This window comes from Paenibacillus sp. J5 (assembly GCF_054955055.1).
In genome coordinates, this window is the sequence record NZ_JBUEDD010000005.1 from 16,700 (window position 1) to 33,438 (window position 16,739).

Annotated in this window: 17 protein-coding genes and 4 tRNA genes; 4 read left to right on the forward strand and 17 right to left on the reverse strand. The window is 49.1% G+C overall.

The window, feature by feature from the left end:
- The first annotated feature begins 150 nt into the window (after nucleotides 1-150).
- A tRNA-Val gene (locus ACY1JZ_RS10165) sits at nucleotides 151-223 on the forward strand.
- A gap of 162 nt (nucleotides 224-385) precedes the next feature.
- Here the strand turns inward: ACY1JZ_RS10165 and ACY1JZ_RS10170 are convergent.
- The 6 genes from ACY1JZ_RS10170 to ACY1JZ_RS10195 all read right to left on the reverse strand — a co-directional run bounded on the left by ACY1JZ_RS10170 (nucleotide 386) and on the right by ACY1JZ_RS10195 (nucleotide 3,910).
- Entirely contained in the window at nucleotides 386-763 is a 378-nt protein-coding gene (locus ACY1JZ_RS10170) for a hypothetical protein (protein WP_462629088.1), read from the reverse strand.
- Nucleotides 764-777: 14 nt separating this feature from the next.
- On the reverse strand, nucleotides 778-945 hold the full coding sequence (locus tag ACY1JZ_RS10175) for a cyclic lactone autoinducer peptide (protein ID WP_462629089.1): 168 nt from the start codon (nucleotides 943-945) through the stop codon (nucleotides 778-780).
- On the reverse strand, nucleotides 903-1,430 hold the full coding sequence (locus tag ACY1JZ_RS10180) for an accessory gene regulator ArgB-like protein (RefSeq protein WP_462629090.1): 528 nt from the start codon (nucleotides 1,428-1,430) through the stop codon (nucleotides 903-905). Before ACY1JZ_RS10180 ends, ACY1JZ_RS10175 begins: the two co-directional genes overlap by 43 nt.
- Nucleotides 1,423-1,947 (reverse strand): hypothetical protein, encoded by a 525-nt coding sequence (locus tag ACY1JZ_RS10185; protein ID WP_462629091.1) that lies wholly within the window; start codon nucleotides 1,945-1,947, stop codon nucleotides 1,423-1,425. The genes ACY1JZ_RS10180 and ACY1JZ_RS10185 overlap by 8 nt, the downstream gene beginning before the upstream one ends.
- Nucleotides 1,948-2,591: 644 nt before the next feature.
- Nucleotides 2,592-2,771: a hypothetical protein gene (locus ACY1JZ_RS10190; RefSeq protein WP_462629092.1), complete on the reverse strand. Its 180-nt coding sequence runs from the start codon at nucleotides 2,769-2,771 to the stop codon at nucleotides 2,592-2,594.
- A gap of 419 nt (nucleotides 2,772-3,190) precedes the next feature.
- Nucleotides 3,191-3,910: a glycoside hydrolase family 73 protein gene (locus ACY1JZ_RS10195; RefSeq protein ID WP_462629093.1), complete on the reverse strand. Its 720-nt coding sequence runs from the start codon at nucleotides 3,908-3,910 to the stop codon at nucleotides 3,191-3,193.
- Nucleotides 3,911-4,231: 321 nt separating this feature from the next.
- Between ACY1JZ_RS10195 and ACY1JZ_RS10200 the strand changes: the two genes are divergently transcribed.
- Complete coding sequence (locus ACY1JZ_RS10200; protein ID WP_462629094.1) at nucleotides 4,232-5,197, forward strand: S-layer homology domain-containing protein; 966 nt, start codon at nucleotides 4,232-4,234, stop codon at nucleotides 5,195-5,197.
- A 130-nt stretch (nucleotides 5,198-5,327) separates the two neighbouring features.
- On the forward strand, nucleotides 5,328-5,999 hold the full coding sequence (locus ACY1JZ_RS10205) for a PspA/IM30 family protein (RefSeq protein ID WP_462629095.1): 672 nt from the start codon (nucleotides 5,328-5,330) through the stop codon (nucleotides 5,997-5,999).
- Nucleotides 6,000-6,151: 152 nt separating this feature from the next.
- Here the strand turns inward: ACY1JZ_RS10205 and ACY1JZ_RS10210 are convergent, their stop codons facing one another.
- Together ACY1JZ_RS10210 and ACY1JZ_RS10215 are read right to left on the reverse strand one after the other, a co-directional pair.
- Nucleotides 6,152-6,610: a GNAT family N-acetyltransferase gene (locus tag ACY1JZ_RS10210; protein WP_462629096.1), complete on the reverse strand. Its 459-nt coding sequence runs from the start codon at nucleotides 6,608-6,610 to the stop codon at nucleotides 6,152-6,154.
- 93 nt (nucleotides 6,611-6,703) lie between these two features.
- Entirely contained in the window at nucleotides 6,704-7,375 is a 672-nt protein-coding gene (locus tag ACY1JZ_RS10215) for a uracil-DNA glycosylase (RefSeq protein ID WP_270172140.1), read from the reverse strand.
- Nucleotides 7,376-7,698: 323 nt separating this feature from the next.
- On the opposite strand from ACY1JZ_RS10215, the gene ACY1JZ_RS10220 reads away from it, so the two are divergent.
- Complete coding sequence (locus ACY1JZ_RS10220; RefSeq protein WP_270172141.1) at nucleotides 7,699-7,959, forward strand: hypothetical protein; 261 nt, start codon at nucleotides 7,699-7,701, stop codon at nucleotides 7,957-7,959.
- A gap of 218 nt (nucleotides 7,960-8,177) precedes the next feature.
- Here the strand turns inward: ACY1JZ_RS10220 and ACY1JZ_RS10225 are convergent, their stop codons facing one another.
- The 9 genes from ACY1JZ_RS10225 to ACY1JZ_RS10265 form a co-directional block, all read right to left on the reverse strand.
- Nucleotides 8,178-9,932 (reverse strand): methyl-accepting chemotaxis protein, encoded by a 1,755-nt coding sequence (locus ACY1JZ_RS10225; protein ID WP_462629097.1) that lies wholly within the window; start codon nucleotides 9,930-9,932, stop codon nucleotides 8,178-8,180.
- Between the two features lie 199 nt (nucleotides 9,933-10,131).
- The gene (locus ACY1JZ_RS10230; RefSeq protein WP_462629098.1) at nucleotides 10,132-11,454 is read right to left on the reverse strand and encodes a lysine N(6)-hydroxylase/L-ornithine N(5)-oxygenase family protein; all 1,323 of its coding nucleotides are present in this window, start codon (nucleotides 11,452-11,454) and stop codon (nucleotides 10,132-10,134) included.
- A gap of 400 nt (nucleotides 11,455-11,854) precedes the next feature.
- Nucleotides 11,855-11,940, reverse strand: a tRNA-Leu gene (locus ACY1JZ_RS10235).
- A gap of 126 nt (nucleotides 11,941-12,066) precedes the next feature.
- Nucleotides 12,067-12,140: transfer RNA gene (locus ACY1JZ_RS10240), tRNA-Ile, on the reverse strand.
- 30 nt (nucleotides 12,141-12,170) lie between these two features.
- Nucleotides 12,171-12,247: transfer RNA gene (locus ACY1JZ_RS10245), tRNA-Met, on the reverse strand.
- 111 nt (nucleotides 12,248-12,358) lie between these two features.
- Nucleotides 12,359-12,523 carry a hypothetical protein gene (locus ACY1JZ_RS10250; RefSeq protein WP_270172144.1) on the reverse strand — a complete coding sequence of 55 codons (165 nt, stop codon included), beginning with the start codon at nucleotides 12,521-12,523 and terminating at the stop codon, nucleotides 12,359-12,361.
- 262 nt (nucleotides 12,524-12,785) lie between these two features.
- Nucleotides 12,786-14,240 carry an ABC transporter substrate-binding protein gene (locus tag ACY1JZ_RS10255; RefSeq protein WP_462629099.1) on the reverse strand — a complete coding sequence of 485 codons (1,455 nt, stop codon included), beginning with the start codon at nucleotides 14,238-14,240 and terminating at the stop codon, nucleotides 12,786-12,788.
- A gap of 117 nt (nucleotides 14,241-14,357) precedes the next feature.
- Complete coding sequence (locus ACY1JZ_RS10260; protein WP_462629100.1) at nucleotides 14,358-15,851, reverse strand: ABC transporter substrate-binding protein; 1,494 nt, start codon at nucleotides 15,849-15,851, stop codon at nucleotides 14,358-14,360.
- Complete coding sequence (locus tag ACY1JZ_RS10265) at nucleotides 15,848-16,735, reverse strand: ABC transporter ATP-binding protein (RefSeq protein ID WP_270172148.1); 888 nt, start codon at nucleotides 16,733-16,735, stop codon at nucleotides 15,848-15,850. Before ACY1JZ_RS10265 ends, ACY1JZ_RS10260 begins: the two co-directional genes overlap by 4 nt.
- Between the last annotated feature and the right edge of the window lie 4 nt (nucleotides 16,736-16,739).

Below are 16,739 nucleotides of genomic sequence, written 5' to 3' on the forward strand. Positions count from 1 at the left end.
GCACCCATTCATTAATATGCCGTCTTCAACTATACTGCTCGCCTCGCATAAATTTAATAGAAACATATAACGGCACACCGCCCTATTTTTTTCGCAAAAAGTGTTGACTTTCATGCTGGATACTGGTATATTATTAATTGTCGCTGATATGATCTGTTAGCTCAGCTGGGAGAGCACCATCTTGACAGGGTGGGGGTCAGTGGTTCGAGCCCACTACAGATCATTACGAAGAAACCCTTGTGTAGCAAGGGTTTTTTGCTGTTTATGGACGTAAAAATAAGACCTCATGAGGCCGTGTTTTTTGAATTTGGTGCCGCAAAAACAGATTACAAAATAAAAAAGAGCCATGCACTTGGTTGGCTCGGAGTTCTCTATGAAGTGTACTTCAGACTATTTTGAATGATCTGCCGAGAGAATGAAGCGCTTGAAGCAGTGAATCAAAATTGCTTGATGATACAGAACAATATTTGTTGATCTTTCGTGGTTCTTCGAAATAAACTAATCGATGTTTGGCATTAATATATTCAATTTTTTCAGGGTCAAGAGCAAAATTACGATCTACAATCATAAGATTGGTTAACCCAGCATTAATGAGCACGTTAGTCCAGAAGCCAAATTGCCCTGGTAAAAAGCCTTGGGAATCAATCGAATGGATAAAAATCCCTTTATCCTGTCTTATGTATTCCACATAAATAATATCCTTTAGTGGAATAGATACAATACCGGAACCGTGAACATTGCTAGACGCTGTAATATACTCCATAACTACGCTCCCTATTACTCCAAGAGCTCGGAAGGTACCTCAGGTTGATTAACAAACCACACACTTGCAGTTGAAACTAACGCCGTAGCAATGAATGTAAGTATAGAAGCAGAGCAGTACGCAATTCTCTTAATCAAGATTAGCCCCTCCTTCCAGATGGAATACGTATAAGTGTGCAGCATTGCACAAAAAAAGTTATTGCAATACTCGGTGAATTAACAATAAAATTTGTAGATACCACTAGTGTAGCTAATATTCGAAGTAATGGATAGTATTTTTTTTGTATTCTTGTTTGTTCTTCTATTCGAGAAGGGGCAAATAATAATACTAAAACAATATTAATACCATTAATCACCATAATACTTTCTGAACTCATCTCGACCAACGAGAGCAGCAGCACACCTGTAGTCGATACCGCTATGCAAGTCATAGCTGATTTGAAATGAATTCCACCTGATAATTGTCGCAACAGTGCAAACGAAATCAGAATAATTACTGTATTCAGTGTTGTTCCTAATAGTGACGAGCCGATTAGGGATAATCCAACAATCAGCACCCCATTAATAACTGCCTCTAACGCAAAACGTAGCACCTCTAGCGAGGCCGGGTGTTCAGGCGCCTGCTGCTTAATTCGGATTGCTAGACCTCTCGCCACATTATTAATCATGGCTTCCCTCCCTCTTAAATGAAAAGTAGAGAAACACCGACATAGTCAAGGATAGAACCGCCAGATGAATAATTGCCGCATTAGCCTGGAATACAAACAGAAAACTTCCCAGCGTAATTACAATTACAGTTATAACGATGCCCTTCTCCCACTTTAGCCGCTTCGCTTCAAAATCAAAGGCAAAGCCGTAGCCTCTTGAATATAAAGCTCTAGCGAGAAAGATAGCAATGCAAGCCGTGATAAGTTGCAATAAATATCCTTTGTATGGGTAGGCTCTCAACTGCTCGATCTCCAGCCAACCAAATGACAATTCAATCAAAAGAGCTTGAAGAACAACAAAGGAAACATACCCGCACAGTGCAACGAACATCGACCAATGAATCGGCACCAGAAGCACTGTGGTCAGTAGTAGTGAAATGAGTATCGCATTAACAAAAGGAACCAGGTCTGTCAACAGAAATGTCTCTCTAAGCAGATAACTTTGAAGAGCCATCACTATCGAGGTAAAGACAGCCATTCGTGTACACTCTCTTAATCGAAAACGATAGATGGCAAGAACTAAAATAATTAACGCCAAGCTCTCCAACGATGAGAAAATCATGAATAATAGAAACCCCGCGACATCCATCCTGGGCACCGTCTTTCTACATCTAATTCTATCTCTCTACGCACTAGACTTTCCCACTGTAGGGCTCAAAGTCCTATATAGATTTTCACATACAACGCCTCTTCTACGCAACCATAATTTACACCAACAACGCCTCCTTCCTCGCAGAATACGTTCCCGCGAAAGCTATACAGAAAAATGCAGTTTTTGGCGATTGAAGTCGGAAAAATGTAAAAATTTAGATTAAAGTTCAGAGCTTGTATAGTTTCGTTTGTTATGATGAAGGCATATTATTGTCTGAGGTGAATGAAATGTACTCCCATATTGATCCCAATACACCGCTGAAGCATTACTTCGACATCATCGAGCCATGTCTGACGCTTGACATTAATGAATTACGACGGGTGGCTTATGCTGACGAATATAAGAAGACAATTTCCCTCATGATTGGTTCGCTGCGCAGAAAACGTTATGTTACGATTGGTCATGTGCTGAATGCAACATGGGCTGAGCTCGGACAAGTCCGTAATTTCGGAATAAAATGCCAACTGCTGCTATTCAGCTATCTTGATCGAATCGTACACCACCCTGAATGTCTCATCCACCTCGAAGTTGTAGAACGTAACCGGAAAATAACCGCAATCAAGCGCAGACTTCGGGAAATGGGTATGATCCAGTAGCCGATTGCCGCTCTGCGCCCTCTGTTCATCCGCCCCTTTTCCTGGCCGCTCCATGATTCCCCACACCGACCTCTACTGTTCGGCATATCCTGAAGCAGCAGCGCATTGCCCGAGCTCCACTCCTTCCAGGGGCGTATTCAGCCCTTTCCTTCGCATGTGTCATAAAGGAGGTTCCCGGGTAATATAATGCTATGCAGAACACCCGCGAGCACGAAGGCAGCGCAGAGGAAAGGGATGCAGGAAGGAATGAACAACGAGATGAGAGAGAGCAACCAACCGCAACAGCAGCAGCAGAATACCGCCGGAAAGGACGAGACTCCGGTAACATTCCGCTCAGTCGATGACATATTGGAATACTATCAACAAAAACGATGACGGGAGCCTGCTCCCGCCAAGGTTGGTACCCCCTACCTCTTGAGATGTGGGGGGTACTTTTTTGTGTATTGTTCATGCCTGTCCGCTCCAGCAAAGCTTCACCTCTTGTCCTCCTGTGCATGTTGCTGCCTGTACATAATCGTCAGCATGCGCCAGAAGTCATAGCTCCCAACAGGCGTATCATAATATGCCGCCAGCCCTTTCGCAGCCTCCTTCGCCCAGCTTGGCGCTTCCATCGCTTGCAGCTTCTCAAGTCGGCCCGCAGCCGCCTCCAATCGTTTGACCGCTTCCTCCAACTGTGTCAGACGCTCGTCCTGCTCCTGATCCTTCGCCATCTGCTCCTCCCCCTTCTCTGCCATGGTGTCATACTGTTCTAGGCTGTACTGCACAATCAGTCTGACAAGCTTGCTTGCATACGCCGGGTCGGTAGCATAGCCTGCATCCTGCAGTGCTTGAGCCTGCTCCTTGGGTGTATGACCGCTTCTCACCTGGGCATACCGCACATTCTGGAGCAGCAGATCCTGATCTTTATAGAATGCATAGACGCTGTCATAGGCCCGAAAAGCAGCAGTAATCTGTACACTCTGCCCGTTATAGACCTCCCATGTCCCTTGCCGCACGACTGCACCGCGCCAATACGCATTCGGCTTGCCGCTTCCTACCTTGTATCCGCCCAGATTATAAGTTGCGGGAATGGAATTACCGCCAGTCTCTAATATATTTTGTGCTAATCGGACAGATGGCAGCAGTGGCGACCCCTCGCGGCGCGCCTGAATCGCCTGCGGAGCCAGTTGTGCAATGAATTGCTCCCGTGTCATGAGCCTCTCCCTCCTCCAGGCTGCGGACGCAACTTGTCCGTGCTTGTATACCATATGCTGGCGGCAGCATTCAGAGGCGGCGCTAGACCCAGGACTTGCGTGGTTTTTGGTGCGGAATTCCTGAGGGAGATCGTCTGCAAAAATGAGTCTTTGGCCCTCACTGCGCGAGCGCAACATTATTTTGCCAGTCTGCGTCTACACTAATAACTGCAGAGCTCTTGATGCCTTATGCCGGTTTCTTGCTGGCATGCCCGGGGGGCACTTGGATATGCAGCCAGAGCATGCAGAATAATAACAACATACATTTTCGAGGTGAGACAAATGAAGAAACGTATCCTAATGCTTATGCTGATGTCACTGGTCGCACTGGTCGGGGTTAGCCAATCCGCATGGGCCTTCAAGGACACTCAGAACCACGACTTCAAGAACGAGATTGAGGGGTTGAAGCAGCGCGGTATTATTAGCGGTGACAAGCACAACCAGTTCAAGCCGGGGGCGAAGCTGACCAATGCAGAAGCAGTCGTACTTATCGTCAAGGCGTTCGATCTGAACATTAACAACCTGCGTTTTATTAAAGAACCCAAGGTCAGCGATTATTATACGAAAGCCAAGGATAACACCTGGTATTCGCAAGCCTTCATTATCGCGCAGTATAATCAGTTGGAGCTTCCCCAGGATATTGATCCGTCAGCACGTATTACACGGGAACAGTTCGCCCATTACTTATTTAACGGAATACAGCGGACGGGTGAGTACGAATGGATCGAACCCTATATTCTAATGGATGACGCGAAGAAAGTTACAGACACCTATATGAATAGCGTCCAGAAGCTGCTCATTATGAATATTGCCAAGCTGGACAACAAGCAACGCTTCCAGCCACAACAGTCTATCTCTAGAGGTGAAGCAGCAGCCTGGATCTACCGCGCAATCCAATTTGTCGAGTCCCAATCCAGTCAGCAGCCTCAGCAGCCGTCCTACGGTCTTGAACTAAAGCATACAGTCAGCAAAGTGAACGACGATGTGAACAAAGTGACGATTACAGCTACGGTCGGACATCCAGGCTATGGGTTGCGTGTCGCATCCATTGATTTTGCAGGCAAGGAAGCAACCATCACCGTCCAGGTAGTCGAGCCTGATCCAGATAAGATGTATCCTCAAGTCATTACAGATGCTTCGGTATCCACCTATATCGATAGCCAATATACGAGCATCAAGCTGGTAGAAGCCGCCACCTCCAGCCCGCATGTGCCTGTAATCTCCAAGGGAAAATACCATGCTAGCTAAAGACGCACACGATAGCCGTACCGAGCGATCCTCTATGGATCGCTTTTTTTGCTCAGATATGAAACCACTCGGTATATTGGCGCGTACTAATACATAACTACCATATGAACCATAAGGAGGAACATCTACCATGTCTATATTTAAACGACTGCGTGATTTAACCCTATCCAATGTGTATGCTCTGATCGAGAAGGCCGAGGACCCGGTCAAGCTGACAGATCAATATATTCGCGACATGCAAGAAGATCTGGAGGATGCTGAGAAGGCCGTAGCTTCCCAGATTGCACTGGAGAAGAAATTCAAGCTGCTGTATGAGGATCAAGCGGCACTTGTGGAGAAGCGCAATGAGCAAGCTCATCTGGCTGCACAAGCGCAGAACATCGATCTTGCCCGCCGCGCGCTGGAGGAGAAGAAGGCTGCCGAGCAGAAGATGAATGAATATAAGGCCAGCTTCGACCAGAACAAGGCCTCTGCTGATCAGCTCCGCGCCAAGCTGGAGGAGATGCGCAAGCAACTGCAGGAGATGAGGAATAAGCGTGATACGCTTGTTGCACGCTATAATGCCGCCAAGGCTCAACAGGAGATCAACAAGGCGGTGTCCGGCTTCAACGCCGATTCGGCCGCGTCGGGCTTAAAGCGTATGGAGGAGAAGATGCTCCAGATGGAGGCTCAGGCGGAGGCCGGCAATGTTATGAACACCAGGGAGCGCTCGCTGGACGAAGAGTTTGCCGCGCTGGGCAAGGATAAGGCGGTGGAGGATGAATTGGCAGCCTTGTTGAAGCAATACGAGAAGAACGAATAGTCTTGTAGCCCTTGAGTCTCGATTGTGACAATCGTGTGCAATAAAACTAAAAGCGTCGGCAGGCAGCCCATGAAGCATGAAGGCTGCTCGCCGACGCTTTTGTCTTGCGCGTCGTTCTATGTACGGAGAGGTTTGAGGAGATTTCCCTACAACTACAGATGCAGATCCTGAGATAGTCGAATCATATCCCTGCACTGTATTCCGTTCTCATAGATTTCTTCGGAGTAATGTCTAAGGAAGAAATCCACATCGACGCCAACTATTCTAAAGCCGCATTTTTGGTACAGCGCTAACTGCCCTACGCTCGAGTTTCCTGTCCCTATTTCGATCGTTTTGTAGCCTTTCGATCTAGCGGCCTCAATGGCATGTAGAACTAGTTTTTTTCCTATGCCCTTGCCGTGCATGCTCTCTGTTACCGCGACGTTAACCAGTTCTACCGTCTCAGGTCTTGTAGGCAAAAGCACATAAACCCCAACGACTTCATTGTCCACCTCGGATACGTAACATTCTCCTCTAGTTAAGTAATCCTGAACTAGCTCTTGAGAGGGATCAGCCAACAGCAACAGATGCATAGGGCAGGTCTCGTCACCATTTAATTTTCTAATCTTCATAACCGTCTCCTCCATTGCATAATGGGACATCTGAACAAATTGTCTTTACGGTCTCGGATAACATGGACGCCAACTCGCGATGGTAAGTCGAGACTAGTCAATCTGCCATTCTATAGGCTGACCGCCGATCGACTGCAAGAATTCATTCGTCCGCGAGAACGGGCGGCTGCCAAAAAATCCACGGTGCGCAGCGAACGGACTCGGATGCGCTGAAGCGATCACGCAATGTCGATTGCGGTCGATATAGGCTGCCTTATCCTGGGCATGCTTGCCCCATAGGATGAACACCAGCGGGCGTTCCCGCTGATTCAGCAGCTCGATGATCCGGTCAGTGAACCGCTCCCAGCCTTTTCCCTGATGGGAATTCGCATTGCCTGCCTGAACGGTCAGCACGCTGTTGAGCATCAGGACGCCCTGCTCGGCCCATTTGACCAATGATCCATGATCGGGAATCGGACAGCCGAGATCGTTATGCAATTCCTTGTATATATTTTGCAGTGATGGCGGGATGCGTACTCCCTTCTGCACCGAGAAGCTGAGCCCATGCGCCTGCCCTGGGCCGTGGTAGGGGTCTTGCCCGATAATAACCACCTTCGTATTCTCATAGGAAGTATGATGCAGTGCATTAAATATATCATGCATGTCCGGGTAAACTTTCTTGGTCTTGTACTCCTGCGCCAGATAGCGGCGAAGCTCCTGGTAATACTCCTGCTCCAGCTCGGACTGCAGCCAATCCGCCCAGTCGTTTCTGAAGATGATTGCCATACAAAAAACGCCTCCCAACAAGTGTAAGCCGCTGACGCCGTCTGAGCACGGCATCCTCTCGTTCATGTCGATATATAAGCTCGTCCTAGCTACATAGCGCTTATATAGTCATAACGGTGCCGAATCGGTCTTTGGCAGCCTGTCTGCTATAGTGAGTGATGACGATTATCACTGCCCAAAATAATGAAAAATAGCAGAACTAGTTTAATTATAAATGATGACGCTTTAGGCAACAATAAAGCTAGAGGACTTATTGACACATAAGCTGAAAAAAGTTATGCTTACTAAGCAATTTGTTAATCCAATGGAATAGGTGGGACAACATGGCCTTTAAACCGGTTATTAAAGAAATCGTCGCTTCGGATCGCAATGAAGAAAATGGCTTGCATCAATTCGTCGTCACCCTGACGAACCAGGCGAAATGCCGCTTGTTTTTCAGCAAAAATCCAGAATGGAAAATTATCGGCGTGAACCGTCTGCTTAATATGCCTTGCCCGATTTGCCGTAAGGACTATTATTGCAATTGCATGAGCAATTACGCCGCAGACTTTGAACAGCAGATTTTGGAGCAGAAGCACCTCTAACGATAAAAATGGAGGCCGCCCTGGCTTCTTTTTTTATTTTTAGGGCTCTTTTTGCATTGGCAAGCTGTCCCTACATACGAAAGAACGCCCTGCCTGCATAGGACGTTCTCACAGTCGACTACATGGTTGCACCCCACCCCATCGCACCTTGCGATAAGGCTTCGTACTTAAACAACGCGATACCTTCACGCTGATCTATGTAGCCTGACTTCCAATACCTATACCTTCACCTTGCCCACTGCCTCCGTCATCTCCCTCGTCTGTTGCTGCAATCGTTCGGACAGCTCTGCGATCTTGCGGAACATCCCCGACTGCTCTCCCGTCAGTCGGTAGATCTCATCCGATCGGTCAGAGACCTCAGCGGAGATACCCGAGATGGTCTGTACCGCCGATTCCGTCTCCTCAGCACCCGCTGTTATCTCCTCTGCGGCAGCCGATACTTCCTGAATACTGCCAGCAACGAGCTGGAAGGCATCGAGCACATGCGTGAACGTGGCTTCTGCTTCCCTTGTGAGTTCAACTCCTTCACCCACCTCTAGAACGGCCGTCCTCATCTGAACACCGATCTGCGCAGCTTCCTGCTCGATACCGAGCAGCAGACTGGACATCGCTTGCACAGAAGCTGCTGAAGCCTCCGCGAGCTTGCGCACCTCTGCCGCGACCACTGCAAAGCCTCTTCCATGCTCACCGGCCTGAGCAGCCTCGATCGAGGCATTCAGTGCCAGCAGCTTCGTCTGTGCTGCAAAATCTCTTACCGTATCCAGCACCCCGCCAATCTCCGAGGAGTAGCCGTTCAATGTCTGTACCCGTGCCGACACCTCCGCCGCTGATGATGAGATGCTGCTGATCTGCTCCTTCATCCTTGTCATGCTCTGTTGCCCGCTCTGCGCCTTCGACAGCGCCTCAGCCGCTGCATCGGAAACAGCCGTCGACGATTCGGAGATGTCTGCGATCCCCTTGGCAATCTCCTCGATTGCTTTGGCACTGTCCCCCGCGCCTTGCTTTTGAGCGTGTGCGCCTTGCCGAATCTGCTCTACCGAGGTGTCTACGACGCTGTTCATATCCATCAACGCAGCGGCATCACGGCGGAACTGCTCTGTCGACTCCGTCAACACCACTGTTGTGGACGCAACGCCAGCGACCATGTCGCTGACTATTTTATTCAGATTGTCCGACATATGCAGCATCGCAGCATACGTGCTTCCAATCTCATCCTCGCCTCGCAATGGGTACGCTCTCAATATCCGTCCCGCCTCTGCCAGTTCGCCGCCAGCCATCTTGTTAACGCTCGCCTTGAGCGGATAGAGCGGGCGAAGTCCTCGCACGATAACCCATAATACCGCCGCAATGCCGAGGATAGTTATCCCCGCCAGCAGGACGTATAGCGGCGCACTCGCACGCAGCAGGTCGGCCTCGATCTGCCCGATCACTTGAACAGATGCATCGATGCCGATCACGCCGACCAAGGCGCCGCCGCTATCCATGATGGGAGCATAGGAGGACATATACTGTCCGTAATCCTGATTATCAATAATACTGGAGCTTGCGCTCCTCCCCTGCTGTAATTCCTTGACCGCCTCCGGCGGAATGTCGGTGACCTCATCTATGTCCGAGGCCTTGTCCGGGTCCTTCATGCCATCTACAACAATAAGCGGTCTATCCTGATCGTCGATTCGCACAAAATACACATACATCGCACCGATGCGTTCACGAAACTCATCCAGCTCATCCCTGATTGCGATAAAGCGCGCATCCTTCTTCGGCTGCCGGGCGAATTCAGCATAGACTGTCGTATCCAGACGCTTCACATAGCTCTCTGCGATCCGAATATTATAGCTTGCGATGGCCTCCTGAGCGGCCTGTTTCATATTGGATAGCTGCAGCAGCAGACCGATTGCCGCGATTACCACCATCGCTAATGTAACGGTCGCCGCAATTCGCATCACCAAGCGCTTTCTGAAAAAACCAATCATCTAAGGACCTCTTCCTCTCGCATCAGCCAAGGTGCACCGACATTTCTATCACTTCATCTGCAACCGGAGCTCTGCATGATTCAATTACGAAAATAGTAATTGAAATTGTCGGATTTTGCAATATATTATTATATTCGCCGCATTTGAATACCATATTCGCTTCTCAAATCCTCTGGGGTAATGAATCGAATATACATAATTAACTCAACACCTCTTCCGTATGAAGCGCATCTGATTCCTCGCAATTCAATTGTAGTATTGACTCCAATATTTCTTGTGAGCGCATAGCCAGAACGCTAAGTAAAGAATCAGAGATGCCGTGGGTAAGCTGGGACATCCCCTGAACATAGATTGTAGGTTTAAAGGATGGGGTCATTTGCAATCTGTAATCACGGCTGATAGAGAACCTATCATTAGATCTATTGATGTATGAAGCTATAGGATCGAGAAATGCTGGAAGTTTAGTCCGTTCATAGCCGGTGGCCAGCACGATTACATCAAGTTCTAATTCGGAGACCTCCCCTGTCATGACATGACTGAGCCCCAGTTTATACCTGTTATTGACTTCCTCCAACTCATCTACTTCGCTATAGTTATGTATGTGAATTCTTTCCTCACCGCACACTCGACTGGCGTAAAGTTTCTCATACAAACTTTCCAGCAAATCCATTTCTACCGCTGCATAGTTCGTCTGCCAGTAATCGCGGAGCAATAGTCTGCGTTTGTTGTCATTTTGCATGTTATACATAAAATCCGTCGCGGAAGGAAAAAACACCTCGTTTACAAATGGACTATTATCTGCTGGCTTGTATGCCGATTTACGAAAAATCGAATGAACCTGAGCCAAAGGGTAGTTCTCGCTTAGGTAATGAATAATTTCGACTGCACTTTGTCCTGAACCAACCACACCGAATCGCAGATGGGCTTGTTTGTCTGAGCAGTGTGTCTTGAGGCCCGTTAAAAATTCAGAGGAATGAAACAACCTGCCGCCTCGAAACTTGCGGAATACATCGGGAACAGCCGGTATTCCACCAACTGCAACAACCAAACGATCCGCCAATCTTCGGAACCGCTCTCCATTCGCACTTGTCCCTGTTACTTCAACCTGTTCAACAGTCCCGTCTAGGCCCCTTATCGGGGAAACGCTTTCAACGGTGCTTGACATCTGAAACAAATGGGCTGGCAAGTTTTGGTGAACCCAATTTAAATAGTCCATAAACTCTCGGCGGCTAGCGTTGAATGTACCCCTGTTAATAAAATAATCAAGTCTTCCCTGGCTTTTTAGATAATTAATAAAAGTAAAGAAGCTTGTCGGATTTCGAAGAGTAACCAAATCTTTCAAAAAAGAAATTTGAAGTCTCGAGCCTTCCAACAGCATGTCGGAATGCCATCGAACGGCATCATTTTTCTCAATAAAAATCCATTCATCACTTTCGTGCTCATGCTGAGATTCTGTTAATGCTATTGCTAAAGCCAAGTTAGAAGGCCCCAGTCCAATACATACGATCCGCTTCTGATCCAAATTTTTACCCCCAACAAAAGTTATTTATCTCGCCTGCGAAGTGCCAAAATCATTTCAACAGTACATGCGGCTAAGGTTTGAAGCCCAACTGGTTGTTAGCTTGACGAAAATAGTAAAACACCACTTCATGCACTGCGGCATAAAGTTCGAAAGTTGAGTTATTTTTAGAATTTATTTCATATATTAATTATAACTTCATTATTATATTATATAAATACTAAAATGTATATATTTTACTTGTAAAAGCAACAGCGTACCTCAATGGATTCGATCCTAAATTTCGTCCCCAATCCGCCCCCAAAGGTAAAAATGACGCTCAATCTTCTTAAATATGGAGAATCGAAAACTACGCATAAAAAAAATCCCTTACCGTAGCAAGGGATTAGACTCTTCAAAGATATGCCGAGGACCGGGATCGAACCGGTACGGTAGTCACCTACCGCAGGATTTTAAGTCCTGTGCGTCTGCCAATTCCGCCACCCCGGCAGGGATGTAATGTGAATGCCTTCAATCATGATGTGCCGTATGGAGGTCGATTCCTCTGACCTTCTCTTGCACACTATAAATCTATCATTCGTAGCCACCGTGTCTCATGGACATGAAAATAAAAGGTGGGCCCTGAGGGACTCGAACCCCCGACCAATCGGTTATGAGCCGACCGCTCTAACCAACTGAGCTAAGGGCCCTTAATGCGGTGACCGCATGGATTGTAAGTTTGGTTGCGGGGGCAGGATTTGAACCTGCGGCCTTCGGGTTATGAGCCCGACGAGCTACCGAGCTGCTCCACCCCGCGTCATTCACTACATGCCACCATTAATGGCGACAAGATAAAATATACCATATTTCAAACGGTTTCGTCAAGCTACATCTAAAATTTTTATGCCTTAACCTTTAAACCTTAAATTTAGACCTTAAAGCGTACACCATACCTTCCCCTTCTGGAACGGAACACCTCCGCCTCGCTGGGGCTGTTATAGCCGTAGACCCACCAGTCATCCTCCATCCGCTTCACCAGGCAACCGGCCTGGAATTTGGTCTCATACAATCTTACCCAATAAATCCACTTCATATGCTGGCCTCCTAATACAGACATGAGATGGGGTGTCTTACTGCTAGCATGCCCAGATTTTTGCTGGTTCATGATTCCGTTCACTGCTTCCGCCGACCGCCGTCATGCTGTATGCTGTGTCACCAAATATGAGAGCTGCACGCAGTTCATAATCGATTACACCATAAGCACCACAATGCAGGCCTAACGTTCAAGCGCTGAGCCCACAACCCAACATAAGCCGCCGACCCGTTCATTCAGAGCGGACGGCGGCCTATGTTGCTTACTTGGGTGCGATGATCCCCAGATCGTCAAATTCAAAGGGGCCCTCGGGATGCTCCTTGATCTGCTTCAAGCTAATATTGCCGCGCCATTCCCATTCGGCTAGCGCCTCAGGCACGGTCATGCGTCCCTCCAGCACGTTACGGAACAGCTTCAAGCCCGGCAAATAGATCACATCATAATAATACGGAAAGCTCGTACTCAACTCGCGAATGTCTGGTGGTACCGGGCGCAGACGATAGTACGCATCAAGGTTGTACCCGGCGCCAGCCGCGGCGGAGGCATATTCGGCTCTTGCTGGCAGCTCGCTGCCGCTACGCGCCATCGTGCGTGCCCACCCCGGCCCATTGATCAGCTCTACCAGACGCCAGGCATCCTCAGGGTTCGAAGCTCTCGTGTTGATTCCCATCAGCATGCCCAGCTCCATACCAGCGCCTACACCTGGCACACTAGGCGATTCAGGCACGGGCATCACATCCCATTGCGGAACTCGGAATCCACTACCCTCCAGTTGCCGCTGCGCCTCCGCCAGCTCATTGGCATAACTGAAATTGGCTAGTAACATAGCAGCGCGGCCGCCAATGAACAGGTCGTCTGCATAGGGATGCTCCTCCCCCTCATCCGAGGAGGGTTGGAAATCACGTGACGTGGGCGAGATCCGATCGATATAGAGAGCCGCAATCTCTGTCCATAGCTGCTTCCAGGAATCGGTATTGACCAGCATGCGCTCCCGCCCCTCATCCACCAGCCGGAGCTGCTCCTGCTCGGACAGAAGCATCGCATCTCGAAAGCCGTTGCCCGTGAATCGGTTGAATAGCAGCCCGAAAACCTGCGGCATCCGCTCCGAATCAGCTATACGGCGCGCTAGCTGAAATACGGTGTCCCAGGTCACCCCCTCCTGCGGCAGCTCGATTCCTTTCTCCATCAGCAGCTCCTTATTATAGAACAGGCCGGACGCAGTAAATGTAGGGGTCAAAGCATAGATTTTTCCCTCTCCCATCTCTTTGATTCCCCCCATCACACCCGGCGCATAGGTACTCAGATCGAGGCGGGATTTAGCAATGAAGGAATCCAGCTCCATCAGCCGATGATCACGAATGAGGGCATAGATCTGAGGTGACTCGGCAAATACAACATCCACAGGATCAGCACCGCTCATGAGCGTTCCCAGGGCTGATGCCTCATTGACCGGCGGCTCTCCCGTCCGACGATCCCGCCCCCATTCATCCAGTGCAGGTACCAGCTCCACTTCAACATGGCTGTACATCATCTCGAATGCATCCGTATAGCGCTGTCGGAACAACTCTTCCGATTCACTGCCCCCATGCAGGATGCCCACTCGCAGCACATGCCGCTCCGGCTGCAGGTCAGGCTTGCTCTCACTACAGCCAGCCAACGCTGCGGTCAGCAGTGCAGCAGCAAGCAGGCCGACAGTTCCCTTTATTCTATGTGGCATTTCATCCCCCTTTCCCCTGCATCCCTGCTTGCGATCTTATAGGAACACCCCGTTCCACGGCCAGCATACAGCCAACCGAAGAACGGGGTGTCCTTGCATGAACATGAATAGCGTCTCTTAGTAGATGTCCCGAATAATGCCGCCATCCGCTGAATAATCGACCAGCGGCTGCTTCGGATTCTCCTTCATCTTCTTCAGATTGGCATTGCCCTTCGTCTCCCATTCAGCCAACGCTTCCTTGACCGTCTTCTTCTCGGACAGCACCTCCTGGAACAATTGTTGCCCTGGAGTAAAGACTGCGTCGTAGTAGTAAGGGTACTTGCTGTACAGGCTGGAGCTGTTGGTGCTTTGCGGCGGTGTCGGCTTCATCGTATAGAAGGCCTCAATATTATACGTCATCCCATCCAGCGGCTTCAGGAACTCCTTGCGGGCAACCATCTCATAGGTGCTGCGGGATTTGATATTTGCCCATTCCTTGCTGTTCATAAACTTGATGAATTTCCAGGCGTCATCTGGATTCTGCGCCTTGTTGTTCACGCCCATCAGCGTGCTCAGTGAAATATCGCCGCCGATGCCTGGCGCTTCAGGATGCTCAGGGACTGTAACCACATCCCATTCCGGGAACTGGAATCCTTCTTCCATCTGATCCTTGGCGCTTCTCAAATCATTCAGGTAATAGGAGTTAGAAATCATCATCGCTACGCGACCTTGTATGAACAGATCATCCATATAAGGAACATAGCGTCCATCCTCCCGTTGATTCTCGTTGTAAAATGCATAAATATCTTCGTTCGTCGGGATAATCTTTTCCTTGTAAAGATCGATAACTGTATTCCAGATCTTCTCCCAGCCTTCGTTATTCACGAGCATCGTATCCATGTTATCATCATACATCTTCAGTTGGAGCGGCGCAGCCAGCGACTGCGTATTAGAGAATCCATCACTATAACGGTTCAGCATGAGACCGTATTGCTTCTTCTCATCCTCAGGCTTCGTCATACGGCGAGCCAGGTCGATAACCTCGCTCCACTGCATGCCATTACGCGGCACCTCAACTCCAGCTTCATCAAACAACGTCTTGTTGTAGAATAATGCAGAGGAGGTGAAGGTAGGCGTCAGCGCATAGATTTTGTTGTCGCCGCTCAAGCTCTTGATGCCCTCAAGCACAGTCGGCACATAAGCATCAATGTCGAATTTGTCCTGCTGAATGAGCGGGTCCAGATCCTTCATGTTATTTTCCTGAATGAGTCGAGCCATAACATCAGGGGAGTCAGCTATGACAACATCCACCGGATTGTCTCCGGTAATCAGCTTCAGGAACTCCTCGTATGGATCAGGCTGCTCCTCCTGCTCGTCGGTTCCCCTGTTATACATCTTATTGTAATCCGTAGCGTATTCAATCTTAAGTTCTATATCTCCGTTCAGCACCTCGAACGTATCTGTATATTGCTGGCGGAAGTAGGATTCATTATCCTTGCTACCGTACATAACTCCAATTCGGAGCACTCTCTTCTCGGTGCTGGTCTCCCCGCTTCCTTTGGTGCATGCTGCCAGCATAGAGGCTGTCAGTACAAAACACATCCCCGTTACAATCGTTTTACGCCACTTCATTTTGTTTCCCCCTCTAATGGTTTCGGTGCGGATATAATGATCTTCTCACCGTCAAATTCTAGCGACGCCTTGTCTGTAATATCGAGCGCCTGCAAATAATCCTTCGGGATCTGCATCCTGCCGACCCGGTCGACAACAACATACTCCTCATGCACCTGCTGCAGCGCACCCATGCCGTGTGCATCGGCAGCATGATCCAGGTTCGGATTACGCTTGATGAACTCTGTGCTCGTCAGACCGTCGCGGATAGCAACTACCCGGTCTACCTTGCCAGCCAGCGACAGGTCATGCGTCACGATTACGATTGTAATGCCAAGCTCGGAGTTGAACTTGCGAAAAATGTCCATAATCATATCGGAGGTGCGGCTATCGACTGAGCCCGTCGGCTCATCAGCCAACAGCAGCTCCGGCTTGTTAGCCAGAGAGATCGCAATGGCTACGCGCTGCTGCTCCCCACCGGAGAGCTGATGCAGCTTGTTCTTCATCCGCTCCTTGAGCCCGACCCACTCCAGCAGTTGCTTGGCATAGGGCCGATCGAGCTTGCCGGCAAGAATCATCGGCATCTCCACATTTTCCAGCGCAGTCAGATACGGCAGCAGGTTGCGGGCATTGTTCTGCCAGATGAAGCCGACGGTATCGCGCTTGTAGTGAACCAGATTGTCGTCGGTGATCTTGAGCAGATCCCACTTGCCGACGCGAACGGAACCGGCCGAGGGGCGGTCAAGCCCCCCCAGCGTATTAAGCAACGTTGATTTGCCGCTGCCGCTGTTGCCGATAATTGCCATCATCTCGCCCTTGCGAACGGACAGATTCAAGCCCTGGAGCGCGACTACCTCGAGATCATCGGACTTGTAGATTTTAACTAGGCCTTCACATTCGATCACGCGC